The sequence below is a fragment of the Pseudomonas sp. NGC7 genome, assembly GCF_047159675.1.
Lineage (GTDB): Bacteria > Pseudomonadota > Gammaproteobacteria > Pseudomonadales > Pseudomonadaceae > Aquipseudomonas > Aquipseudomonas kermanshahensis.
Genome location: NZ_BAAFZY010000001.1, coordinates 818,041 through 836,783, shown reverse-complemented (window position 1 = coordinate 836,783; position 18,743 = coordinate 818,041). Strand labels below are relative to the sequence as shown.

Below are 18,743 nucleotides of genomic sequence, written 5' to 3'. Positions count from 1 at the left end.
ACGATATCGAAAGGGACAAACAAGGGGCCGCGCGCTAGTAGATCAGGATTGATTGGCCCGAAACAAATGTGGGAGCGGGCTTGCCCCGCGAAGCGCCGCGCGGGCGGCGCTCGATCTCACAGGCGCCAAAGCGCTCCCGCCATACCCCTAAAAAACCAAGGGACATCTCTCATTACAGACCAAGGGGTGAAATCCTCCCCCCTGGATGCAGTACAATCGCCCCCTTTTTCTTGGCAACGAGTCGAAGCCAATGATCGAACCCAAGCGCGTCCTGCGCGCCCTAGCCGAACACTGGGCCCTGATCGAGCCACTGTGCGAACGTTTCGACCAGGGCACCCTGAGCCTGGTTGAACTGCGCCAGCATGTGGCCCGCCAGCAGGTCGAAAGCACCCCGCAGGACATCACCCAGCTGCTCGACGTGTGGATCCGCCTGGATATCCTGGTCCCGGTGGCCAAGAGCCCGAACCGCTTCGAGCTCAACGCCCAGATCCACGACTTCCTCGCCTACCTGCGCCGCGAACACCGCTTGGGCCTGTGCCTGGAAATCGAAGCCTACCTGCGCCACCTGGAGCGCCTCGCCGGGCATATCCAAGACGCCTTCGACAACCGCGACAGCGACGACCTGGCGCGCCAGCTGCGCCTGCTCGACATGCGCGTGCGCGATGTGCTCAAAAAGCTCGACAACGACGAGCAGGCACTGGTGGCCGTGGCCGAGCGGGCCAAGACCAGCAACCGGCAGATCCCGCTGCGCCAGCGCTACGCCGAAGTCCTCGCAACCTGGGACGAATACGTCGAGCCGATGATCCAGCTGGTCAACGCCGACGGCGCCTTCGAACAAGGCGTGCGCAAGGTCGAGACCGTGCTGCTGCGCCTGCTGGGCGAACAGGCCCGCCTCGGCCACCTGGTCGACGACGACATGCTGCTGCGCACCCACGCGCGCATTCTGGAAATGCAAACCAGCGCCCAGCTGACCCTGCGCCACGCCCGTGAACTGCTGCTGCCCCTGCGCGAAGAAGCGCGCCGGCACAACGCCGTGACCCGTGGCGCTGCGTTGGCCCTGTCGGTGATCCGCCGCAAGGGCATCGATGCCGTGCCGCAAGCGGCCATGCCGATGTTCACCCGGCCGCAGAGCACCTTCCTCGGCAGTGCCAGCCAAGTCGAGGCTTATGTTTACGCCCTGGCCCGTTTCGAGCCCAAGCCTGCGCGCTTCCCCAAGGCGCACAAGACCGACAAGGACCCGCTGCCGCGCGCGCCACGTACGGTCAAGGAAATGCTCGAACGCTGCGAGCAGGCCCTGCCGCTGCCCGACCTGATGGTCTGGCTGCTGGACCAGGAGCCCGAAGGCGCCACCGACGAACTGCTGTACTGGTTCTCGCGCCTGTCCCGAGAAAAGCGCTTCAAGCGCGAGCGCCTTGAGCGCCGCGACTACACCACCCACGAACACCTGGTCAGCCTGCGCTCGTTCGCCCTGACGTCCAGCCGTGAAGACGTCGCACGAACGACTGCCGAATCCAACGCGAGCCCAGCCAATGCATCTTGATCTTTCCGAACTGTCCCAGCTCGCGCCGATCTTCCGCGAGCTGTTCAAAGGTTTTCACGTCAGCCGCCGTGACCCGGAGCTGTACGCTCAGCTGTCGAACTTCCAGGACCAGTACCGCACCCTGTTCAAGGCCCTGGGCTTCGAGCTGGTGTGCGACACCCGTGGCTTCTATTACTTCGTGCCCGAGCTTGCCGCCGCGCAGGTCAACAAGACCGCCCAGCGCCTGTCGTTGTTCACCTTCATCCTGGTCGAGCACCTGGCCGACCAGGGCCGCGACCCGATGGCCGTGCTCGACGGCGGCAGCATCGGCCGCGACGAACTGCCCTCGCTGCTGGACAAGTACCGCGACCTGTTCCTGCAGGCCGAGGTGCAAACCGTCGACGAACTCGAAGAGAAGATCCTCCGGCGCATGACCCAGCTCGGCTTCGCCCACGAGGAAGGCGGCATCTACCGCTTCCTGCCGCCGATGCACCGCTTCCTCGATGTGTGCCTGTCGGTCCAGCAGGACCGCGACCTGGCTGCCACCCTGCACAGCGACCTGCCCTTGCCGACCCCGGTACTGGTCGAGGAAGAAAGCCCGGAACAACTCAACCGTACCGACGACCCACTCGACCTGTCGCCGTTCGAAGGCGACGAGAGCGAAGAGGACGCCCTGGCCCGGGCCATCCGCGAAGAGCAACAGGAGATTGACGCATGAGCCAGGAACGCTACGGCATCCGCCGCTTTGCATTGCTCAACACCGCCGGTTACAGCCTCGGCCTGTTCCCGCTGGAACACCCGCTGTCGGTGTACGGCGCCAACAACCTGGGTAAATCGGCGTCGATCAACGCCCTGCAGTTCCCGATTTTGGCGCGCATGTCTGACATGAGCTTCGGCAAGTACAGCCTGGAGCAGTCGCGTCGTTTCTACTTCGCCAGCGATACCTCGTACATTCTCTGCGAACTGAACCTGCCCCACGGCCCGCACGTGATCGGTGTGGTCGGCCGCGGCCCGGGGGGCGGTTTCGGCCACCAGTTCTTCGCCTACAAAGGCGAGCTGGACCTGGCCCACTACCAGAAGAACGACACCTGCCTGCGCCAGAAGGAGCTGTTCACCAACCTGGAGCGCCTAGGCCTGAAGGCCTACGAGCTCAAGCCCGACGAACTGCGCCGGCTGCTGGTCGGCGGCCACACCTCGGTGCCGCTGGACCTGACCATGATCCCGCTGCGCTCGACCAGCGAGCAAAGCCTGAAAACCTTTCGCGCGCTGTTCATCAACCTGCTGCACATGCGCGAAATCACCGCCGCCAAGCTCAAGCAGCTGTTCCTCGATGCCTTCGAGCACAGCCTGCGCTCGGGCAGCGTCGACTACATCGCAGCCTGTGAAGAAGCCTTCCGCGACGTGCGCCGCATGGAGCAGGACTACAACGCCCTGGTCGCCGCCGGCCCACTGGTTGAAGCCCTGGCCGGTGGCGTGGCCCAACGCGACATCCTGCGCGGCAAGCTGCACCGCCTTTCGCCGCTGCTCGACAACCTGCTGGGCACCTGGCAGGAATACGCCATGGCGCGCAAGGAAGAGCTGGTCATCCAGTCCGAACACTACCGCGGCGAACAGGACCGGTTGCAGAACGACCAACGTGGCGGTACCCAGGAGCTGATGCGCCTGGAACGTGAAATCACCGGCATCCAGCGCTGGCTTGGCGAGCTGTCAGTGCTCAAGCACCGCTTCGCCCTGGTCGATGACGTCAAGGTGCTGGAGCAGCAGTTGCTGGCCGCCAAAGACGCCCACGACGAACTGGCCGGCGCGCTGGCCCAGTCGCGGCAGTTCTCGGCCGAAGACCTGGACGAGCGCGTACGCGACCTGGAAAAACGCCTCAAGCAGGTCCGCCAGCAGCTCGACCACGCCGACAACAACAGCTACGCCCGCCTGCGCGAAGAGTTCTCGCAGCAGGATGTCGACCGCCTCATGCGCCTGTTCAACGGCGCCCTGTTCAGCCTGCCGCTGGGCGAGCGCGGTATCGAACTGGACGACAGCGACCTGTGGGTAAAATCGCTGGAAGCGGTGCTCGACGGGTTCAAGGGCGAGCGTTTCGAAGCGCCCGGCCTGTCCATCGACCTGTCGCACATCGACCCACCGGCCCTGCAGGCCCTGGCCGACCGCGCCGCCCTTCGCGACCAGAAAGAGCGCCTGGAAAAAGAACTCAAGCAGCTCAAGACCCAGCAGGCCGTGGCCGCCGACCGCTCCGCCTCCAAGGCGCAGACCGAAACCCTGTACCAAGCGGTACTGGACGCGCAAAAAGCCCTGGAAGACTTCCGCCGTAGCGAAACCCTGGCCGCCGAAGAGCCCGAGAAACTGGAGCAGCTGTCGCAACTGGAAGCCGCCCAAGACGAGCTCAAGCGCTCCAGCGACGCCTTCACCGAACGCGTCCAGCAACTGTCGGCCAAGCTGCAACTGGTCGGCCGGCAGATCGGCGACCTCGAGTCCAAGCAACGCACCCTGGAAGACGCCCTGCGTCGCCGCCAGCTGTTGCCGGCCGACCTGCCCTACGGCACGCCGTTCATGGAAGCGATCGACGACTCGATGGACAACCTGCTGCCGATGCTCAATGACTACCAGGACAGCTGGCAGAGCCTGCAGCGGGTGGATAACCAGATCGAGGCGCTGTACGCCCAGGTGCGCCTCAAGGGCGTGGCCAAGTTCGACAGCGAAGACGACATGGAGCGCCGCTTGCAGCTGTTGGTTAACGCCTATGCGCACCGCACCGACGAGGCCCTGACCCTGGCCAAGGCACGCCGCGCGGCCGTCACCGACATCGCCCGGACCCTGCGCAACATCCGCAGCGACTACGACAGCCTCGAGCACCAGTTGGCCCTGTTCAACCGCGAGATCAACAAGCGCCAGGTGTCCAACTTGGAGAGCTTCCGCGTGGTGCTGGCGCCGAACAAAGAGGCGCTCAAGCACATCGACCAGATCATCCACAGCGCCGGCCAGTACGAGGAAGGCGAGACCCTGTCGGTGTTCGACCTGACCCAAAGCTCGGACCAGGACCACAAGAACGAAGAAGCCAAGGAGTACCTGGCACGGCTGGTGGCGGCCAACCACAACCAGTTGGGCCTCAAGGACCTGTTCGAACTGGCGTTCGAGATCACCAAGGTCAATGGCCAGCCGGTGATTCACGCCGACATCGACGGCGCCGCGTCCAACGGCACCACCATGACCATCAAGGCGCTGACCAACATGTACTTGTTGCTGCACCTGATGGACCGCGACCTGGCCGGGCGCATTCGCTTGCCGTACTACCTCGACGAGGCGGCAGACATCGACGAACGCAACCAGGCGGCACTGCTGGAGACCAGCTTGCAGCTTGGCTTCGTGCCGATTCTGGCGAGCGTGAAGCCGCAAGTGTCGGCCAAGGTGGCGATCGACCTGGAAGGTGGCAGCGGGCCGAATGGCATCTACATCGACGAGGCGGACTGGAAGTTCATCAGCCGGCTGGATGAGGTGAAGGCGGACGTGCGCGAGGATCAGGCTGAGGCGTTGGCCTGATAGTGGAATACAGGGGCCGCTTTGCGGCCCATTCGCGGGGCAAGCCCGCTCCCACAGGTCTTGCGCAGCCCACAGAGGCAGCGGGGTCTCTGTAGGAGCAGCCTTGTGCTGCGAATGGAGGCCAAAGGCCTCCCAACATCTACCGGCCTATCAGTGAGCCCAAGGCAAGATCGGAATCGCCGTCACCGCATTCTGCGGGCTGCCTTCGATCATGCGGTCGCTGTACACCAGGTACACCAGGGTATTGCGCTTCTTGTCGAGAAAGCGCACCACCTGCATGGTCTTGAACACCAACGAGGTGCGTTCCTTGAACACTTCCTCGCCATCTTTCAACTCACCCTTGAAGTTGATCGGCCCCACCTGACGGCAGGCAATCGACGCCTCCGCCCGGTCCTCGGCCAGGCCCAAGCCACCCTTCACGCCGCCGGTCTTAGCCCGCGACAGGTAACAGGTCACGCCCTCGACCTTGGGGTCATCGAATGCCTCGACCACGATGCGGTCATTCGGCCCGACGAACTTGAACACGGTCGACACCTGGCCGACCTCCTCGGCACCGGCCAGCATCGGCAACGCCAACGCTGCCACGGCGATCATCCTTTTCAACATGCCCACACCCTCAGACCAGAACCAGGTTGTCACGGTGCACCAGCTCGGGCTCCGCGCTGTAGCCCAGGATGCTTTCGATGGCATCGGACGGCTGGCCAATGATTTTTTGCGCCTCAAGGGCGCTGTAGTTGGCCAAACCGCGGGCCACTTCCAGGCCATCAGGACCGACGCACACCACCATCTCGCCACGACGGAAACTGCCCTGCACGGTCTTCACGCCCACCGGCAACAGGCTCTTGTTGGCCTGGCGCAGCGCCTGCACGGCACCGGCGTCCAGCACCAGCGTGCCGCGGGTTTGCAGGTGCCCGGCCAGCCACTGCTTGCGCGCTGCAAGCATGCCGCGCTCAGGCGACAGCAAGGTCCCTAGGCGCTCGCCCGTCTTGAGGCGGTCGAGCACGCGCTCGATACGGCCACCGATGATGATGGTGTGGGCACCGGAACGTGCCGCCAGGCGCGCCGCGCGCAGCTTGGTCTGCATACCGCCACGGCCCAGGGCACCGCCGGTACCGCCGGCCACGGCGTCGAGTGACGGGTCGTCGGCGCGGGCTTCGTAGATCAGCTGGGCTTCGGGGTTGTTGCGCGGGTCGGCGTCGAACATGCCGTCGCGGTCGGTGAGAATCACCAGCAGGTCGGCTTCCACCAGGTTGGCCACCAGCGCGGCCAAGGTGTCGTTGTCGCCGAAGCGGATCTCGTCGGTGACCACGGTGTCGTTCTCGTTGATCACCGGCACCACGCCCAAGTCGACCAGCGTGCGCAGGGTGCTGCGAGCGTTGAGGTAACGCTTGCGGTCAGACAGGTCGTCATGGGTCAGCAGAATTTGCGCGGTGTGCTTGCCGTGCTCGCCGAAGCTCGACTCCCAGGCCTGCACCAGGCGCATCTGGCCGATCGACGCGGCCGCCTGCAGCTCGTTCATCGCGCTCGGTCGCGAGGTCCAGCCCAACTGGCTCATGCCAGCTGCCACGGCCCCCGAAGAGACCAGCACCAACTCCACGCCTGCTTCACGCAGCGCGACCATCTGCTCGACCCAAACGGCCATTGCGCCGCGGTCAAGGCCCTTGCCATCGGCGGTCAACAGAGCACTGCCAATCTTCACGACCCAGCGCTTGGCGCCCGTCACCTTGCTTCGCATCTTCTTCCAACCTATGTCGAATCTGTAGAGACCGTAGATACAAAAACGCCGCTCCAGAGAGCGGCGTTTAGTGTACTGCAACCGGTCAGTCGCGCACGTAAATGATTTCTGGGCCGTCTTCGTCGTCCTCGAAATCATCATCCCAACCGTCATCGTCGCCGATGTCGTGGACGCTCTTGACGCCAGTGCGACGCAGGGTGCGGGCGTCGTCCAGGGCCTGCAGCTGAGCACGGGCTTCGTCTTCGATGCGCTGATCGAGGTCGGCCAGCTCTTCGGCGTAGGCCGGGTCGTTGGCCAGGCGATCGGCGCGGTCTTCGAGGTAGCGCATCAGGTCGTGGCTGAGCTTGTCGGTGCCCTGCTTGGAGATGGCCGAGATCACGTAGACCGGGCCTTCCCACTGCAGACGCTCGACCACTTCCTTGACCCGCTCGTCGCGCTCGTCTTCCATGACCATGTCGGCCTTGTTCAACACCAGCCAGCGCTCACGCTCGGCCAGCGACGGGCTGAAGCGGGTCAGCTCGTTGACGATCACTTCGGCGGCATCGGCCGGGCTGCTTTCGTCCAGCGGCGCCATGTCGACCAGGTGCAGCAGCACACGGGTACGTGCCAAGTGCTTGAGGAAGCGGATACCCAGGCCGGCACCGTCGGAAGCGCCTTCGATCAGGCCGGGGATGTCGGCGATGACGAAGCTCTTCCAGCGGTCGACGCTGACCACACCCAGGTTCGGCACCAGGGTAGTGAACGGGTAGTCGGCGACTTTCGGCTTGGCGGCCGACACCGAACGGATGAAGGTGCTCTTGCCAGCGTTCGGCAGGCCGAGCAGGCCGACGTCGGCCAGTACCTTCATTTCCATTTTCAGGTCGCGCTGATCACCTGGCTTGCCTGGGGTGGTCTGGCGCGGCGCACGGTTGGTGCTGGACTTGAAACGGGTGTTGCCCAGGCCGTGCCAGCCGCCTTGGGCGACCATCAGTTTCTGGCCAGGGGTGATCAGGTCACCGATCACTTCCTGGGTGGTGGCGTCGATCACCGTGGTGCCGACCGGCACGCGCAGGAACAGGTCTTCACCCTTCTTGCCGGTGCAGTCGGTGCTGCCACCGTTGGCGCCACGCTGGGCCTCGTGGTGACGGGTGTAGCGGTAGTCGACCAGGGTGTTGAGGTTTTCGTCGGCGACCATGTAGACCGAACCGCCGTCACCGCCATCACCCCCGTTAGGGCCACCGTTTTCGATGAATTTTTCGCGACGGAAGCTCATGCAACCGTTACCGCCGTCACCGGCTTTGACTCGAATCGATACTTCGTCAACAAACTTCATTAAAACCGCCTCTCGTCGGCAGACGAGCTGAATACTTAAAAAACCTGAGGCTCTTGCAAAAATGAGCGCGGCGGCCCCGTACGACCGTAGAAACCCACGCCGGCAGCCCATACAAACAGCTTTGCAAGAGGCTCACCACAAACGAAAAAGCCCCGTCGCATGACGGGGCTTCTGGAGCGACGTCGCGATTAAGCGGCGACGATGCTCACGTAACGGCGGTTGAACTCGCCTTTCTTCTCGAACTTGATCACGCCTTCGATCTTGGCGAACAGGGTGTGATCCTTGCCCATGCCAACGCCGTAACCGGCGTGGAACTGGGTGCCACGCTGACGGACGATGATGTTGCCGGCCTTGACGACCTGGCTGCCATACATCTTCACGCCAAGGCGTTTCGATTCTGAGTCGCGACCGTTACGGGTACTACCACCAGCCTTCTTGTGAGCCATGGTTCAATTCTCCAAATAAATTCAGGGGATCTAGGGGATTAAGCCTGGATGCCGGTGATTTTGATCTCGGTGAACCACTGGCGGTGGCCCATACGCTTCATGTGGTGCTTACGGCGACGGAACTTGATGATGCGGACTTTATCGTGACGGCCTTGCGAAACGACTTCTGCAACAACTTTAGCGCCAGCGACGACTGGTGCGCCGATGGTGACTTCTTCACCGTTGGCAACCAGCAGAACGCGATCGAAAGTCACGGATTCGCCAGTGGCGACTTCCAGTTTTTCGATCTTGAGGAATTCACCTTCAGCGACTTTGTACTGCTTGCCGCCGGTAACGATTACTGCGTAAGACATGGTATTTCTCCGATAATCCTGCTCACCCAGCGCTTTATATATTGAGTATTGGCTGGCATGGCTGCATGGGGCTGGAACGGCCCGGTGCAATTGCGTAAGGCAGGTGCTGCCCAGGAAGTTAGGGTGCGCGATTGTACGCAACCCCGGTTTTGCTTGCAAGTACCGCCCCGGTGGCGCTGGCACCGCGCCTTGACACACCGGGACCCGCGACCTAGCATGCCGCGCAACGTCAATGGAGCAGCCGATGCAACCCCAAACCTTCTACCGCGCGGTGGCTGATGATTTCAGCGCCGTCGACGAGATCATCAAGAAGCAGCTGACCTCGCGCGTGCCGCTGGTATCGAAGATCGGCGACTATATCACGTCGGCCGGTGGCAAGCGCCTGCGTCCCCTGCTGGTCCTGCTCTGCGGCAAGGCCCTGGGCCGCGAAGGCGACGACCTGCGCCTGCTGGCAGCGACCATCGAATTCCTGCACACCGCTACCCTGCTGCACGACGACGTCGTCGACATGTCGGGCATGCGCCGTGGCCGTTCCACCGCCAATGCGCTGTGGGGCAACGCGCCAAGCGTGCTGGTAGGTGACTTCCTTTATTCGCGCTCGTTCGAAATGATGGTCGAACTGGGTTCGATGCCGGTCATGCAGATCCTCTCCAAGGCCACCCGCGTCATCGCCGAGGGTGAAGTGCTGCAGCTGTCGCGTGTTCGCGATGCCAGCACCACGGAAGAGGTGTACATGGAGGTCATCCGCGGCAAGACCGCCATGCTGTTCGAAGCCTCGACCCACAGCGCCGCCGCGCTGGCCGGCGCCAGCGAAGCACAGCGCGAAGCCCTGCGCACCTTCGGTGACCACCTGGGCGTAGCCTTCCAGCTGGTCGACGACCTGCTGGACTACAAGGGCGATTCGCAGACCCTCGGCAAAAACGTCGGTGACGACCTGGCCGAAGGCAAGCCAACCCTGCCGCTGATCTACACCATGCGCGAAGGCACGCCTGAACAGGCTGCACTGGTGCGCAAGGCCATTCAGAAGGGCGGCCTGGAAGACCTCGAGCAGATCCGCGTAGCGGTCGAAGCCTCGGGCGCGCTGGACTACACCGCGCAGATGGCACGCGACTACGTGGCCAAGGCCATCGAGTGCCTGGAAGTGCTGCCGGCCAGCGAGTATCGCGATGCATTGATCGAGCTGAGCGAGTTTGCGGTAGCGCGTACGCACTAAGACAGCGTCGCCCTCTTCGCGGGACAAGCCCGCTCCCACAGGTACACCACTGCCTTTGAGCTGGGTGGAGAACCTGTGGGAGCACAGGTACACCACTGCCCTTGAGCTGGGTGGAGAACCTGTGGGAGCGGGCTTGTCCCGCGAATGCTTTTGTACGGACAAAAACACTTTGCGGTTAAAACCTTATACAATATGGGCCTTTAACCGCCTGTCTGTTTAAGGAACCGAAGTGAGCACTCTGCCGCCCTGCCCCAAATGCAATTCCGAGTACACCTATGAGGATGGCAGCCAGCTGATCTGCCCCGAATGCGCCCACGAGTGGTCGGCCAACGGCGAAGCCGAAGCCGCCAGCGATGACGTGGTGAAAAAGGATTCGGTCGGCAATGTCCTGCAGGACGGCGATACCGTCACCGTGATCAAGGACCTCAAGGTCAAGGGCTCGTCCCTGGTGGTCAAGGTCGGCACCAAGGTCAAAAATATCCGCCTGTGCGACGGCGACCACGACATCGACTGCAAGATCGACGGCATCGGCGCCATGAAGCTGAAGTCCGAGTTCGTACGCAAGGTCTGACAACGCTGTGCGACGGGGCTGCCTTTCAGGCGGCCCTGACAGATCCTGCAACAGGGTCACTGCACCGTCCGGCAAAAATACGCCAATAGCCCCTTGCTATTTTGATAATAAGAATTATTCTCATTGGAATTGCTGTCCAAGGAGAATAGCCATGACTTATCTGATCGACGCCTGGCTCGAACGTCCTCACCCTTACCTGCGCATCCTGCATCGCGAGACTGGCGAAGTCTGCGCCGTGCTCGAAGAAGAAGCGCTCGATGAACTGCGAGACCAGGGCGACCTGGACATGAGCGGGCTGAATTCGAGTGAGCCTGGGGTGCTCAAGGAGCTGGTGCGGAATTTGTTTCTGTTCTGCTATGCGCGGGCGTTGCGCCCTGGGGGGACAGACTGGAATTGATGTTCTCAGGCCCGGCCTCTTCGCGGGGCAAGCCCGCTCCCACAAAGACCTCTCTGCTCATCTTGAGTATCTCTGTGGGAGCGGGCTTGCCCCGCGAATGGGCCGCAAAGCGGCCCCAGCGGTCTTACAGTACGTCGAGCAGCTCGACGTCGAACACCAGGACGCTGTGCGGCGGGATGCTGCCAACGCCTTGGGCGCCGTAGGCCAGCTCGCTCGGCACGTACAGGCGCCATTTGCTGCCAGCGTTCATCAGTTGCAGGGCTTCGGTCCAGCCGGCGATCACGCCGCCAACCGGGAATTCAGCCGGCTGGCCACGGTCGTACGAGCTGTCGAACACGGTGCCGTCGATCAGGGTGCCGTGGTAGTGAGTACGCACGTTGCTTTCGCGGGTCGGCTTGGCGCCTTCACCTGCGGTCAGCACTTCGAACTGCAGGCCCGAAGCCAGGGTGGTGATGCCTTCGCGCTTGGCGTTTTCGGCGAGGAATGCCTTGCCAGCGCCAGCAGCGGCTTCAGCCTTGGCTGCAGCTTCGGCTTGCATGATGTCGCGGATGACTTTGAAGCTGGCCGACAGGTCGGCTTCGCTGACGCGGCTGTCGGCGCCGTTGAAGGCGTCGGTCAGGCCAGCCAGGATGGCATCCAGGCTGACGCCTGGTGGCGGGTTGTCACGCAGTTGGCCACCCAGCTGACGGCCGATGCCGTAGCTGACGCGGGTTTCGTCGGTAGACAGGTTGAGTTCGGACATTGTCGTGCTCCACTGCAGGGCGCAGTGCAGCCGCGCCCTTGATGAAAAGGGCGAGCAGCCTAGCACACTGGGGCGCCGCGAGCAGCTACCAGGCCGAACGCTGGGAAATCGGCACTTTCAGGTCTTCTTCCGGGTGCGTGCCCATGCCACACATTTCGTCCTGCACAGACCAGTGCAACAGGTTCAGCGAGAGCAATGGAAGGTCCTTGAGCAGGCCCCGTGCCTCTTCCACGGAGTGCACGCGCAAGCGTTGCCCACGGCTGTCGGAAAGCGGATGCGCACGGCCCTTGATCCGGGCCTCAAGTAGATAGTCGCCACCTTCGATGGCAATCAGGTTGAGTTCGTCGACATGGCCAACCCTGGCCTCGGTATTGAGCTGATGCAGGTTCATGAGAGCACCTCGCAGCGGGAACCGCGTGAGTGCTCATTTTTTGTACAAGGCTTGCGAATACACAAGGTAAAACTGACGCCATTGGTCAGTTTTACCCTCAAGCCGCATGGGCTCAGTGCTTGGTGAGCTTGTCCAGGTAGCCCATGCAGAAGGCCGACACCACGAAGGTCATGTGGATGATCACATACCACATCAGGTAGTCGGTGGAGATGTTCTGCGCATCCATGAACACCCGCAGCAGGTGAATGGACGAAATGGCCACGATCGACGCAGCAACCTTCATCTTCAGCGACGAAGAGTCCATTTTGCCGAGCCAGTTGAGCTTTTCCTTGCTGTCGTCGATGTCCAGTTGCGAGACGAAGTTCTCGTAGCCGGAAATCATCACCATCACCAGCAGGCCGCCCACCAGCGACATGTCGATCAACGACAGGATCACCAGGATCAGGTCAGCTTCGCTCAAGGCAAATACGTTGGGCAGGACGTGGACGACTTCCTGGAAGAATTTCAGTGCCAAGGCCAGCAGGCCGAGCGACAGGCCGAAGTAGATCGGGGCGAGCAGCCAGCGCGAGGCATACATCGCGTTTTCGAGAATACGTTCCATGGAGGGTAAGGGACTCGTCAGGTGACTAAAAAAGCGACGGCGAGTATAGCCAGCCACCCGCTGCAGCAAAAGCCCGGGGCTGCCGTGCAGCCCAATCGCCGGCAAGCCGGCTCCCACCCGAACTGTGTAGTCTCAAAGGCTAGCGCCGCACCTGTGGGAGCTGGCTTGCCAGCGATGAGGCCGGCACAAGCACCACAAGACAGTTGCTCCCAGAGGGACCGGGTACCTGTAGGGTCACCCGGCCTGTTCAGCTTTCAGGATGAAACTGATAATCCCCCAGGTTGCGGCAACGCTCGCCATTGATGCGACGCAACTGCGCTTGCAGGTGCAGGCACCAGATCTGCGGGTCTTCGGTCACTTGATAGCCATGCAGCGTGAGGCTGTCGACGATGGCATTAAGCACCGATTCGGCAACCAATGGCCCGTGGAACGGCCCCTGAGCCTTGATGGCCGAGGGTTGCTCACCGGCCATGCCGGCGGCGAACAGCAGCGTCCACATGCCATTGTCACCGGCAAGTGGGCGAATGCTGCATTCAATGCGGGTCACCAGGCCCAGGCACTGGCGAGTAAGGCTGAGGTTGCGCATGGCCGCGTCCCCTCCAATGAGCCCTGTTCAGCCTGAAACCCTCAGGCTGTTTCCATCCTGAACCCTGATTGCTCCCTAAGTTCCAGCATAGAAGAACAACTCAGAAAGTTGGAAAACCGGCGCTGAACGGTAGCACATCGCCGCCAGCGCCGATTTATTGACTCAGGCGGGTTTAGCCTGCGCAATCATCTCTTCCAGGCGTTCCTTTTCCGCCTCTTTGATGTCTTCTTCGCTGATCATTTCGGCGATTTCCCGCAGGCGCTCCACCACGCGGGCATTGACGCTGCCCTCGGTGAACTCGCCCTTGTCATCCGCCACACCGGCCTCCTCGCCTACCAGCAGGCTAAGCGCTTCGTCAGCCTGGCTGACCGCGTAAACGTGGAACTGCCCGGCTTCGACCGCCTGCAGCACGCGCTCGTCGAGCATCAGGGTGGCCACGTTGGCCCGTGGAATGATCACCCCTTGGTCGCCGGTCAGGCCGCGCGCATCGCAGAGCCGGAAGAAGCCCTCGATCTTCTCGTTGACCCCGCCCACCGCCTGCACTTCACCGAACTGGTTGATCGAGCCGGTGATGGCAAAGCATTGCTTGAGCGGCGTGCGCGACAAGGCCGAGATCAGTGTGCAGACCTCACCCAGCGAGGCGCTGTCACCGTCGACGTAGCCGTAGGACTGCTCCAGGGCGATGCTCGCCGAGATAGCCAGCGGGAACTCCTGCGCGTAGCGACTGCCCAGGTAGCCAGTCAGAATCATCACCCCCTTGGAGTGGATCGGCTGGCCCAGGTTGACCTCACGCTCGATGTCGACGATGCCGCTGCCCCCGGGGTAGACGCTGGCAGAGATACGCGCCGGCATGCCGAACGCCGAATCGCCCACTTCCAGCACCGTCAGGCCGTTGCACTTGCCGATGGCCGCGCCTTCAGTGTCGATCAGGATGATGCCGGCGAGCATGTCGTCCAGCACCCGCTGGGACACACGCCCGGTACGGGTGGCCTTGGCCTTGAGTGCGCGCTCGATGTGGCCGGCATCGGTCATCTCGTCGCTGGCCAGTTGGCGGATGAAGTCGGCCTCGCTGACCAGCTGGAACAGGTCACCGATGCGCGCCGACAGCCGCGACTGGTTCTCTGCCAGCCGGGCGCTGTAGGTGGCCAGGCGCGCCACGGCGTCGCTGGTCAGCGGTGCCATGCCTTCTTCGTTGGTGCGGGTCCGCAAGAGCTGGGCGAACTGCTCCAGGTTCTCGTCGACCATGGGCATGTCTTCGTCGAAGTCGACCAACACCCGGAACATTTCCTGGAAGTCCGGATCATGGTCCTGCAGCGCGTAGTAGAGCTGGCGCGAGCCGATGATCACCAGCTTGACGTTGAGCGGGATCATCTGTGGCGTCAGGCTGACGCTCGCCACGCGGCCCAGTTCACCCAGCGGCGACTCCATCTTCAGCTTGCGCGACTGCAGCGCACGCTTGAGCGCATCCCAGACGAAGGGCTCGCCAAGCATCTTCTCGGCTTCAAGAATCAGGAAGCCGCCGTTGGCCCGGTGCAAGGCGCCTGGGCGCAATTGGCGATAGGAGGTGTAAAGCGCGCCTTGGTCGGTACTGTATTCGATTCGGCCGAACAGGTTGTCGTAGGTCGGGTGCGGCTCGAACACCACCGGCGCGCCGCCATCGTGGTGATGGCCGACCACCAGGCTGGGGGCGTATTGCTCTTCGAGCATCTTGCGCGCCACGGCGTCGGTCTTGCTGTCATCGACCAACTGCTCGACCACGGTGCGCAACAGGTTCAGTTGCACCGACTGCAGGTAGGCGCACACCGCAGCGTTCTCGGCGTACTTTTCAGACAGCGGCGCCAGCAGCGGCTGCAGGGCCAGGGTGATGGTTTCTTCGTTGAGCTGACGCAGCTGGTTGTTCGACTCACGCTTCCACTGCGGCAGGCTGGCCAGTTCTTCGTTGAGGCGCTCCTCGAGCAGGGCGATGTCCTCGTGGAACTGCTCGCGCACCGCTTCAGGCAGCTGTGCGAACTCGGCTTCATCCAGCGCCTTGCCGTCGGCCATCGGGGTGAAGGCAACGTTGCTGGCGTCGCGGTACAGGGCCACGTCTTTTTCCAGCGACGCCCGCTCGATCACATCCAGGGCGCGGTCGTAGCGCTGGTTGAAGGCGCGGTCGATGGCGCCCTTCTTCTGCTGGTACGACGGGTGCTCGAACACTGCCGGGAAGGTCGACAACAGGTTGTCGATCAGCCCCCCCATGTCGGCGATGAATTCACCGGCACTGCCTGAGGGCAGCTCCAGGGCACGCGGCTCGCGGGTTTCCTCGAAGTGGTTGACGTAAACCCAGTCGGCTGGGGTGTGCTGGCGCTTGCCCTCGGCCTTGAGGTAGCGCTTGACGAACGAGAAGCGGCCCGTGCCGGGCTCGCCCATCACATACACGTTGTAACCAGGGCGAGGCATGGCCACGCCGAATTGCAGGGCCTCGACTGCTCGTTCCTGGCCCAGAACGCCTCGAAACGGCTCCAGATCGTCGGTATGGGTAAAAGCAAACTGCTCGGGGGAAAAACGCCGGGTCAGGGCTTCAGGCGCAAGACGCAGGCGCGCAGCGACAGGATCGGGCATTGGGTTTCCTTACTTCGGCGGGGCGGATACGGAGCATTCTGGCGCTGCCCGCGCGCGCCTTGCAAGGCTCACCGGGACTTTATGTCGCAGTCGCGATAACACAGGCCTCCAGGCAAATTTTTCGCAATCAACAACGCAACCTTTAGATCGTGCCTAAACTCCAAGCTGCGCGGGTGGGTGAAAAGCTTTCCCGACCTGGCAAGCGAGTTGCCAGAAACCCTGACCCTTGGTTTAAGACAAATAGAGAACAAATGCTATGAAACGGATTCTTCTGGGTACTCTGTTCACCGTGGTCTCCCTCAATGCCATGGCTGAAGCGCCAGGCGGCCCGAACTGCGGCTGGGGCAACATGCTGTTCGAAGGCCAACGCGGTACGCCGGCTCACTTCCTGGCTTCCACCACCAACGGCACCTCCGGTAACGCCACCTTCGGCATGACCTCCGGCACCAACGGCTGCTCCACCAAGGCTTCGCTGACCTATGGCGGCAAGTCGTGGTTTGCCATGAATGGCATGATGAACGAACTGTCCGAAGACATGGCCATGGGCAAAGGCGAGGCGCTGACCACCTATGCCGTGGTACTGGGCGTAGCGCCGGAAGACCGCAGCTACTTCGAGTCGGTCACCCACCAGCACTTCAGCCAGATCTTCAGCAGCGCCGACGTCACGGCCGAAACCGTGCACAGCAATACCCTGGCAGTTCTGAAGAACGACCCACGCCTGGCCAAATACGCCACCGAGGCGTAAGCGCAGCATCCCCCGCCCCCTTACCGGGGCGGGTTTCGCCCTTTCTTTCGGCATCGTGAAGAAGTAGTTGCCCGATATGCTCAAACGCCTCGCTTACCTGGCGCTGTGTGCCTGCGCCCCTGTTCATGCTGCGCCTGCGCTGGATGAAGGCCGTCTTCAGCAATTGGCCAATAACCCCTACTGGATCGCCCTGGGCCATTACGAAACCGCCAAGCTGGGTGGTTGGCGCAGCTATGTGGACGATACCCAGTTCTTTCTCGCCGACGATGGCGCGCACCACCCGGACCAAGAGCTGCGGGCCACGGTGCAGGCGTTGTATGCGCCCGCTAGCCTGGGCGACAAGCATGCCCAGTGCGTTTTCCCGGCGCGTACCCGCTGGCTCAAGGAGCAACTGGGGCTGACCGACCTGCCACAGCCCGACTGCCAGGAATTCAAGACCTGGTACACCTCGATCGACCCGCACAGCGCCGCGCTGATTTTTCCGGCGGCCTACCTGAACAGCCCTTCGTCGATGTTCGGCCACACCTTGCTGCGCATCGACCAGTCCAACACCCACAGCGACGACACCACGCTGCTGAGCTACGCGATCAACTTCGGCGCCTACATCGAAGGCAGCGACAACAGCATCCTGTATGCCTGGAAAGGCCTGATGGGCGGCTACCCAGGCCTGTTCGCGCTGATGCCCTACCAAGAGAAGCTGTCCGAGTACCGCAGCCTGGAAAACCGCGACCTGTGGGAGTACCAGCTGGACCTCACCCCGCAAGAGACCGGGCGCATGGTCGAGCATGTGTGGGAGCTGAAGCAGATCCAGTTCGACTATTTCTTCTTCGACGAGAACTGCTCGTACCGCCTGCTCGAACTGCTGCAGGTGGCGCGGCCAGGCCTGGATTTGACGTCGCAGTTCCCGCTGACCGCCATCCCTACCGACACGGTCAAGGCAGTGCGCCAGTCTGGCCTGGTGTCCAGCGTCAACTACCGGCCTTCGCGCGAGCGCGAACTGCTGGCCCGCGCCGAGCCGCTTGACCCTCACGAAAAGCAGCAGGTGCTGGCTGTCAGCGCCGATACCGCACAGCTGCAAAGCCCTGGGTTCACTGCCCTGCCCCGCGAGCGCCAGGCGCTGGTTCAGGACGCCGCCTACCGCCTGGAGCGTTACCGCGCCAATGGCCAGCAACGCGACCCAGGCCAGGCAACGCGTAGCTTCGAGCTGCTGCGCGCAATCAACCGCAACCCGCCGCCGGCGCTGCAAATCGAGCGCCCGGGGTTGCCCGAGGATGGCCATGACTCACGCACCTGGCAGCTGGGTGTCGGCACGCGGGAAGACCGCGCCTACGCCGAGTACGGCCTGCGCATGGCATATCACGACCTCAACGACAACGCCTATGGCTTCCCGCTGGGCGCGCAAATCGAGATTCTGCAGCTGAAAGTCCGCCAGTACGAAGGCAACGACTGGCAGGTGCAGCGCCTGGACCTTGCCACCATCCGCTCGCTGACACCCCGCAATGCGCTGCTCAAACCATGGTCATGGCAGGTGACCGGTGGCCTGGAACGGGTGCCGGGCAAGCATGACGACGAAGTGCTGGTCAGCCATGTGAATGGCGGCGCTGGCGGCACCTGGCAACTGGCCGACGAACTGCTGGGCTTCGCCCTGGGCACGGTACGGGTCGAACACCACAATGATTTTGCCGAGTTCATCTCCCCGGCAGCCGGGTTCAACGGCGGCCTGCTCTGGCGCAACGGGCTGGGCAACATGACACTGGAGGCGAAGGGCGACTTCTTCACCAATGGCGAAGTGCGGCGCAGCGTGAGCCTGAATCAACAATGGGAGATCAGCCGCAACCTGGGCCTGCGGTTAAGTGCCTCGCGCGAATTCAGCCACTTGGCGACGGCGCAGAACGAGGTGATGCTGGAGCTGAAGTGGTACCACTACTGACTCTTTGACACTGTTTTGACAGCTCGCCGACAAATCGCCCCCTAGACTCTCCAGC

Annotated in this window: 18 protein-coding genes; 8 read left to right on the top strand and 10 right to left on the bottom strand. The window is 62.7% G+C overall.

Going from position 1 to position 18,743, the window contains the following annotated elements; all coding sequences use genetic code 11:
• Positions 1-250 precede the first annotated feature (250 nt).
• The 3 genes from mksB to mksF are packed head-to-tail and all read left to right on the top strand — an operon-like array spanning position 251 to position 5,065.
• Positions 251-1,540 (top strand): Mks condensin complex protein MksB, encoded by a 1,290-nt coding sequence (gene mksB, locus ACMCNM_RS03840; protein ID WP_027594514.1) that lies wholly within the window; start codon positions 251-253, stop codon positions 1,538-1,540.
• Positions 1,530-2,237 (top strand): Mks condensin complex protein MksE, encoded by a 708-nt coding sequence (gene mksE, locus ACMCNM_RS03835; RefSeq protein ID WP_027594515.1) that lies wholly within the window; start codon positions 1,530-1,532, stop codon positions 2,235-2,237. Before mksB ends, mksE begins: the two co-directional genes overlap by 11 nt.
• Positions 2,234-5,065, top strand: a complete 2,832-nt coding sequence (gene mksF, locus ACMCNM_RS03830) for an Mks condensin complex protein MksF (RefSeq protein WP_099452867.1) — start codon at positions 2,234-2,236, stop codon at positions 5,063-5,065. Before mksE ends, mksF begins: the two co-directional genes overlap by 4 nt.
• 150 nt (positions 5,066-5,215) lie before the next feature.
• On the opposite strand, the gene ACMCNM_RS03825 is transcribed toward mksF, so the two are convergent.
• The 5 genes from ACMCNM_RS03825 to rplU all read right to left on the bottom strand — a co-directional run bounded on the left by ACMCNM_RS03825 (position 5,216) and on the right by rplU (position 8,911).
• Positions 5,216-5,671 (bottom strand): CreA family protein, encoded by a 456-nt coding sequence (locus tag ACMCNM_RS03825; RefSeq protein WP_172960338.1) that lies wholly within the window; start codon positions 5,669-5,671, stop codon positions 5,216-5,218.
• A 10-nt stretch (positions 5,672-5,681) separates the two neighbouring features.
• Positions 5,682-6,800 (bottom strand): glutamate 5-kinase, encoded by a 1,119-nt coding sequence (proB, locus tag ACMCNM_RS03820; protein ID WP_027594518.1) that lies wholly within the window; start codon positions 6,798-6,800, stop codon positions 5,682-5,684.
• Between the two features lie 85 nt (positions 6,801-6,885).
• Positions 6,886-8,112, bottom strand: a complete 1,227-nt coding sequence (gene cgtA / locus ACMCNM_RS03815; protein ID WP_027594519.1) for an Obg family GTPase CgtA — start codon at positions 8,110-8,112, stop codon at positions 6,886-6,888.
• A gap of 188 nt (positions 8,113-8,300) precedes the next feature.
• Complete coding sequence (gene rpmA / locus ACMCNM_RS03810) at positions 8,301-8,558, bottom strand: 50S ribosomal protein L27 (protein WP_008092023.1); 258 nt, start codon at positions 8,556-8,558, stop codon at positions 8,301-8,303.
• A 38-nt stretch (positions 8,559-8,596) separates the two neighbouring features.
• Positions 8,597-8,911, bottom strand: coding sequence for a 50S ribosomal protein L21 (gene rplU, locus ACMCNM_RS03805; protein ID WP_003247466.1), 315 nt, complete (start codon positions 8,909-8,911; stop codon positions 8,597-8,599).
• A gap of 244 nt (positions 8,912-9,155) precedes the next feature.
• Here rplU and ACMCNM_RS03800 point away from each other — a divergent pair, with 244 nt between their 5' ends.
• The 3 genes from ACMCNM_RS03800 (at position 9,156) to ACMCNM_RS03790 (ending at position 11,092) form a co-directional block, all read left to right on the top strand.
• Complete coding sequence (locus ACMCNM_RS03800) at positions 9,156-10,124, top strand: polyprenyl synthetase family protein (RefSeq protein WP_027594520.1); 969 nt, start codon at positions 9,156-9,158, stop codon at positions 10,122-10,124.
• A gap of 229 nt (positions 10,125-10,353) precedes the next feature.
• Positions 10,354-10,695, top strand: coding sequence for a zinc ribbon domain-containing protein YjdM (locus ACMCNM_RS03795; RefSeq protein WP_027594521.1), 342 nt, complete (start codon positions 10,354-10,356; stop codon positions 10,693-10,695).
• A gap of 151 nt (positions 10,696-10,846) precedes the next feature.
• A complete protein-coding gene (locus tag ACMCNM_RS03790) occupies positions 10,847-11,092 on the top strand; it encodes a hypothetical protein (RefSeq protein WP_010951938.1) in 246 nt (81 codons plus the stop codon).
• Positions 11,093-11,216: 124 nt separating this feature from the next.
• On the opposite strand, the gene ACMCNM_RS03785 is transcribed toward ACMCNM_RS03790, so the two are convergent.
• The 5 genes from ACMCNM_RS03785 to ACMCNM_RS03765 all read right to left on the bottom strand — a co-directional run bounded on the left by ACMCNM_RS03785 (position 11,217) and on the right by ACMCNM_RS03765 (position 16,013).
• Entirely contained in the window at positions 11,217-11,834 is a 618-nt protein-coding gene (locus ACMCNM_RS03785; protein WP_027594522.1) for an FKBP-type peptidyl-prolyl cis-trans isomerase, read from the bottom strand.
• Positions 11,835-11,919: 85 nt separating this feature from the next.
• Positions 11,920-12,225 (bottom strand): DUF6482 family protein, encoded by a 306-nt coding sequence (locus ACMCNM_RS03780; protein WP_099452864.1) that lies wholly within the window; start codon positions 12,223-12,225, stop codon positions 11,920-11,922.
• A gap of 112 nt (positions 12,226-12,337) precedes the next feature.
• On the bottom strand, positions 12,338-12,826 hold the full coding sequence (locus ACMCNM_RS03775; RefSeq protein ID WP_016501546.1) for a TIGR00645 family protein: 489 nt from the start codon (positions 12,824-12,826) through the stop codon (positions 12,338-12,340).
• Between the two features lie 247 nt (positions 12,827-13,073).
• Positions 13,074-13,412 (bottom strand): hypothetical protein, encoded by a 339-nt coding sequence (locus tag ACMCNM_RS03770; RefSeq protein WP_027594524.1) that lies wholly within the window; start codon positions 13,410-13,412, stop codon positions 13,074-13,076.
• Between the two features lie 162 nt (positions 13,413-13,574).
• The gene (locus ACMCNM_RS03765; RefSeq protein ID WP_186683163.1) at positions 13,575-16,013 is read right to left on the bottom strand and encodes a Lon protease family protein; all 2,439 of its coding nucleotides are present in this window, start codon (positions 16,011-16,013) and stop codon (positions 13,575-13,577) included.
• Positions 16,014-16,269: 256 nt separating this feature from the next.
• Here ACMCNM_RS03765 and ACMCNM_RS03760 point away from each other — a divergent pair, with 256 nt between their 5' ends.
• Both ACMCNM_RS03760 and ACMCNM_RS03755 read left to right on the top strand, forming a co-directional pair.
• A complete protein-coding gene (locus ACMCNM_RS03760; RefSeq protein WP_099452860.1) occupies positions 16,270-16,758 on the top strand; it encodes a DUF3015 domain-containing protein in 489 nt (162 codons plus the stop codon).
• Positions 16,759-16,834: 76 nt separating this feature from the next.
• Complete coding sequence (locus ACMCNM_RS03755) at positions 16,835-18,688, top strand: DUF4105 domain-containing protein (protein ID WP_412763967.1); 1,854 nt, start codon at positions 16,835-16,837, stop codon at positions 18,686-18,688.
• Positions 18,689-18,743: the final 55 nt, after the last annotated feature.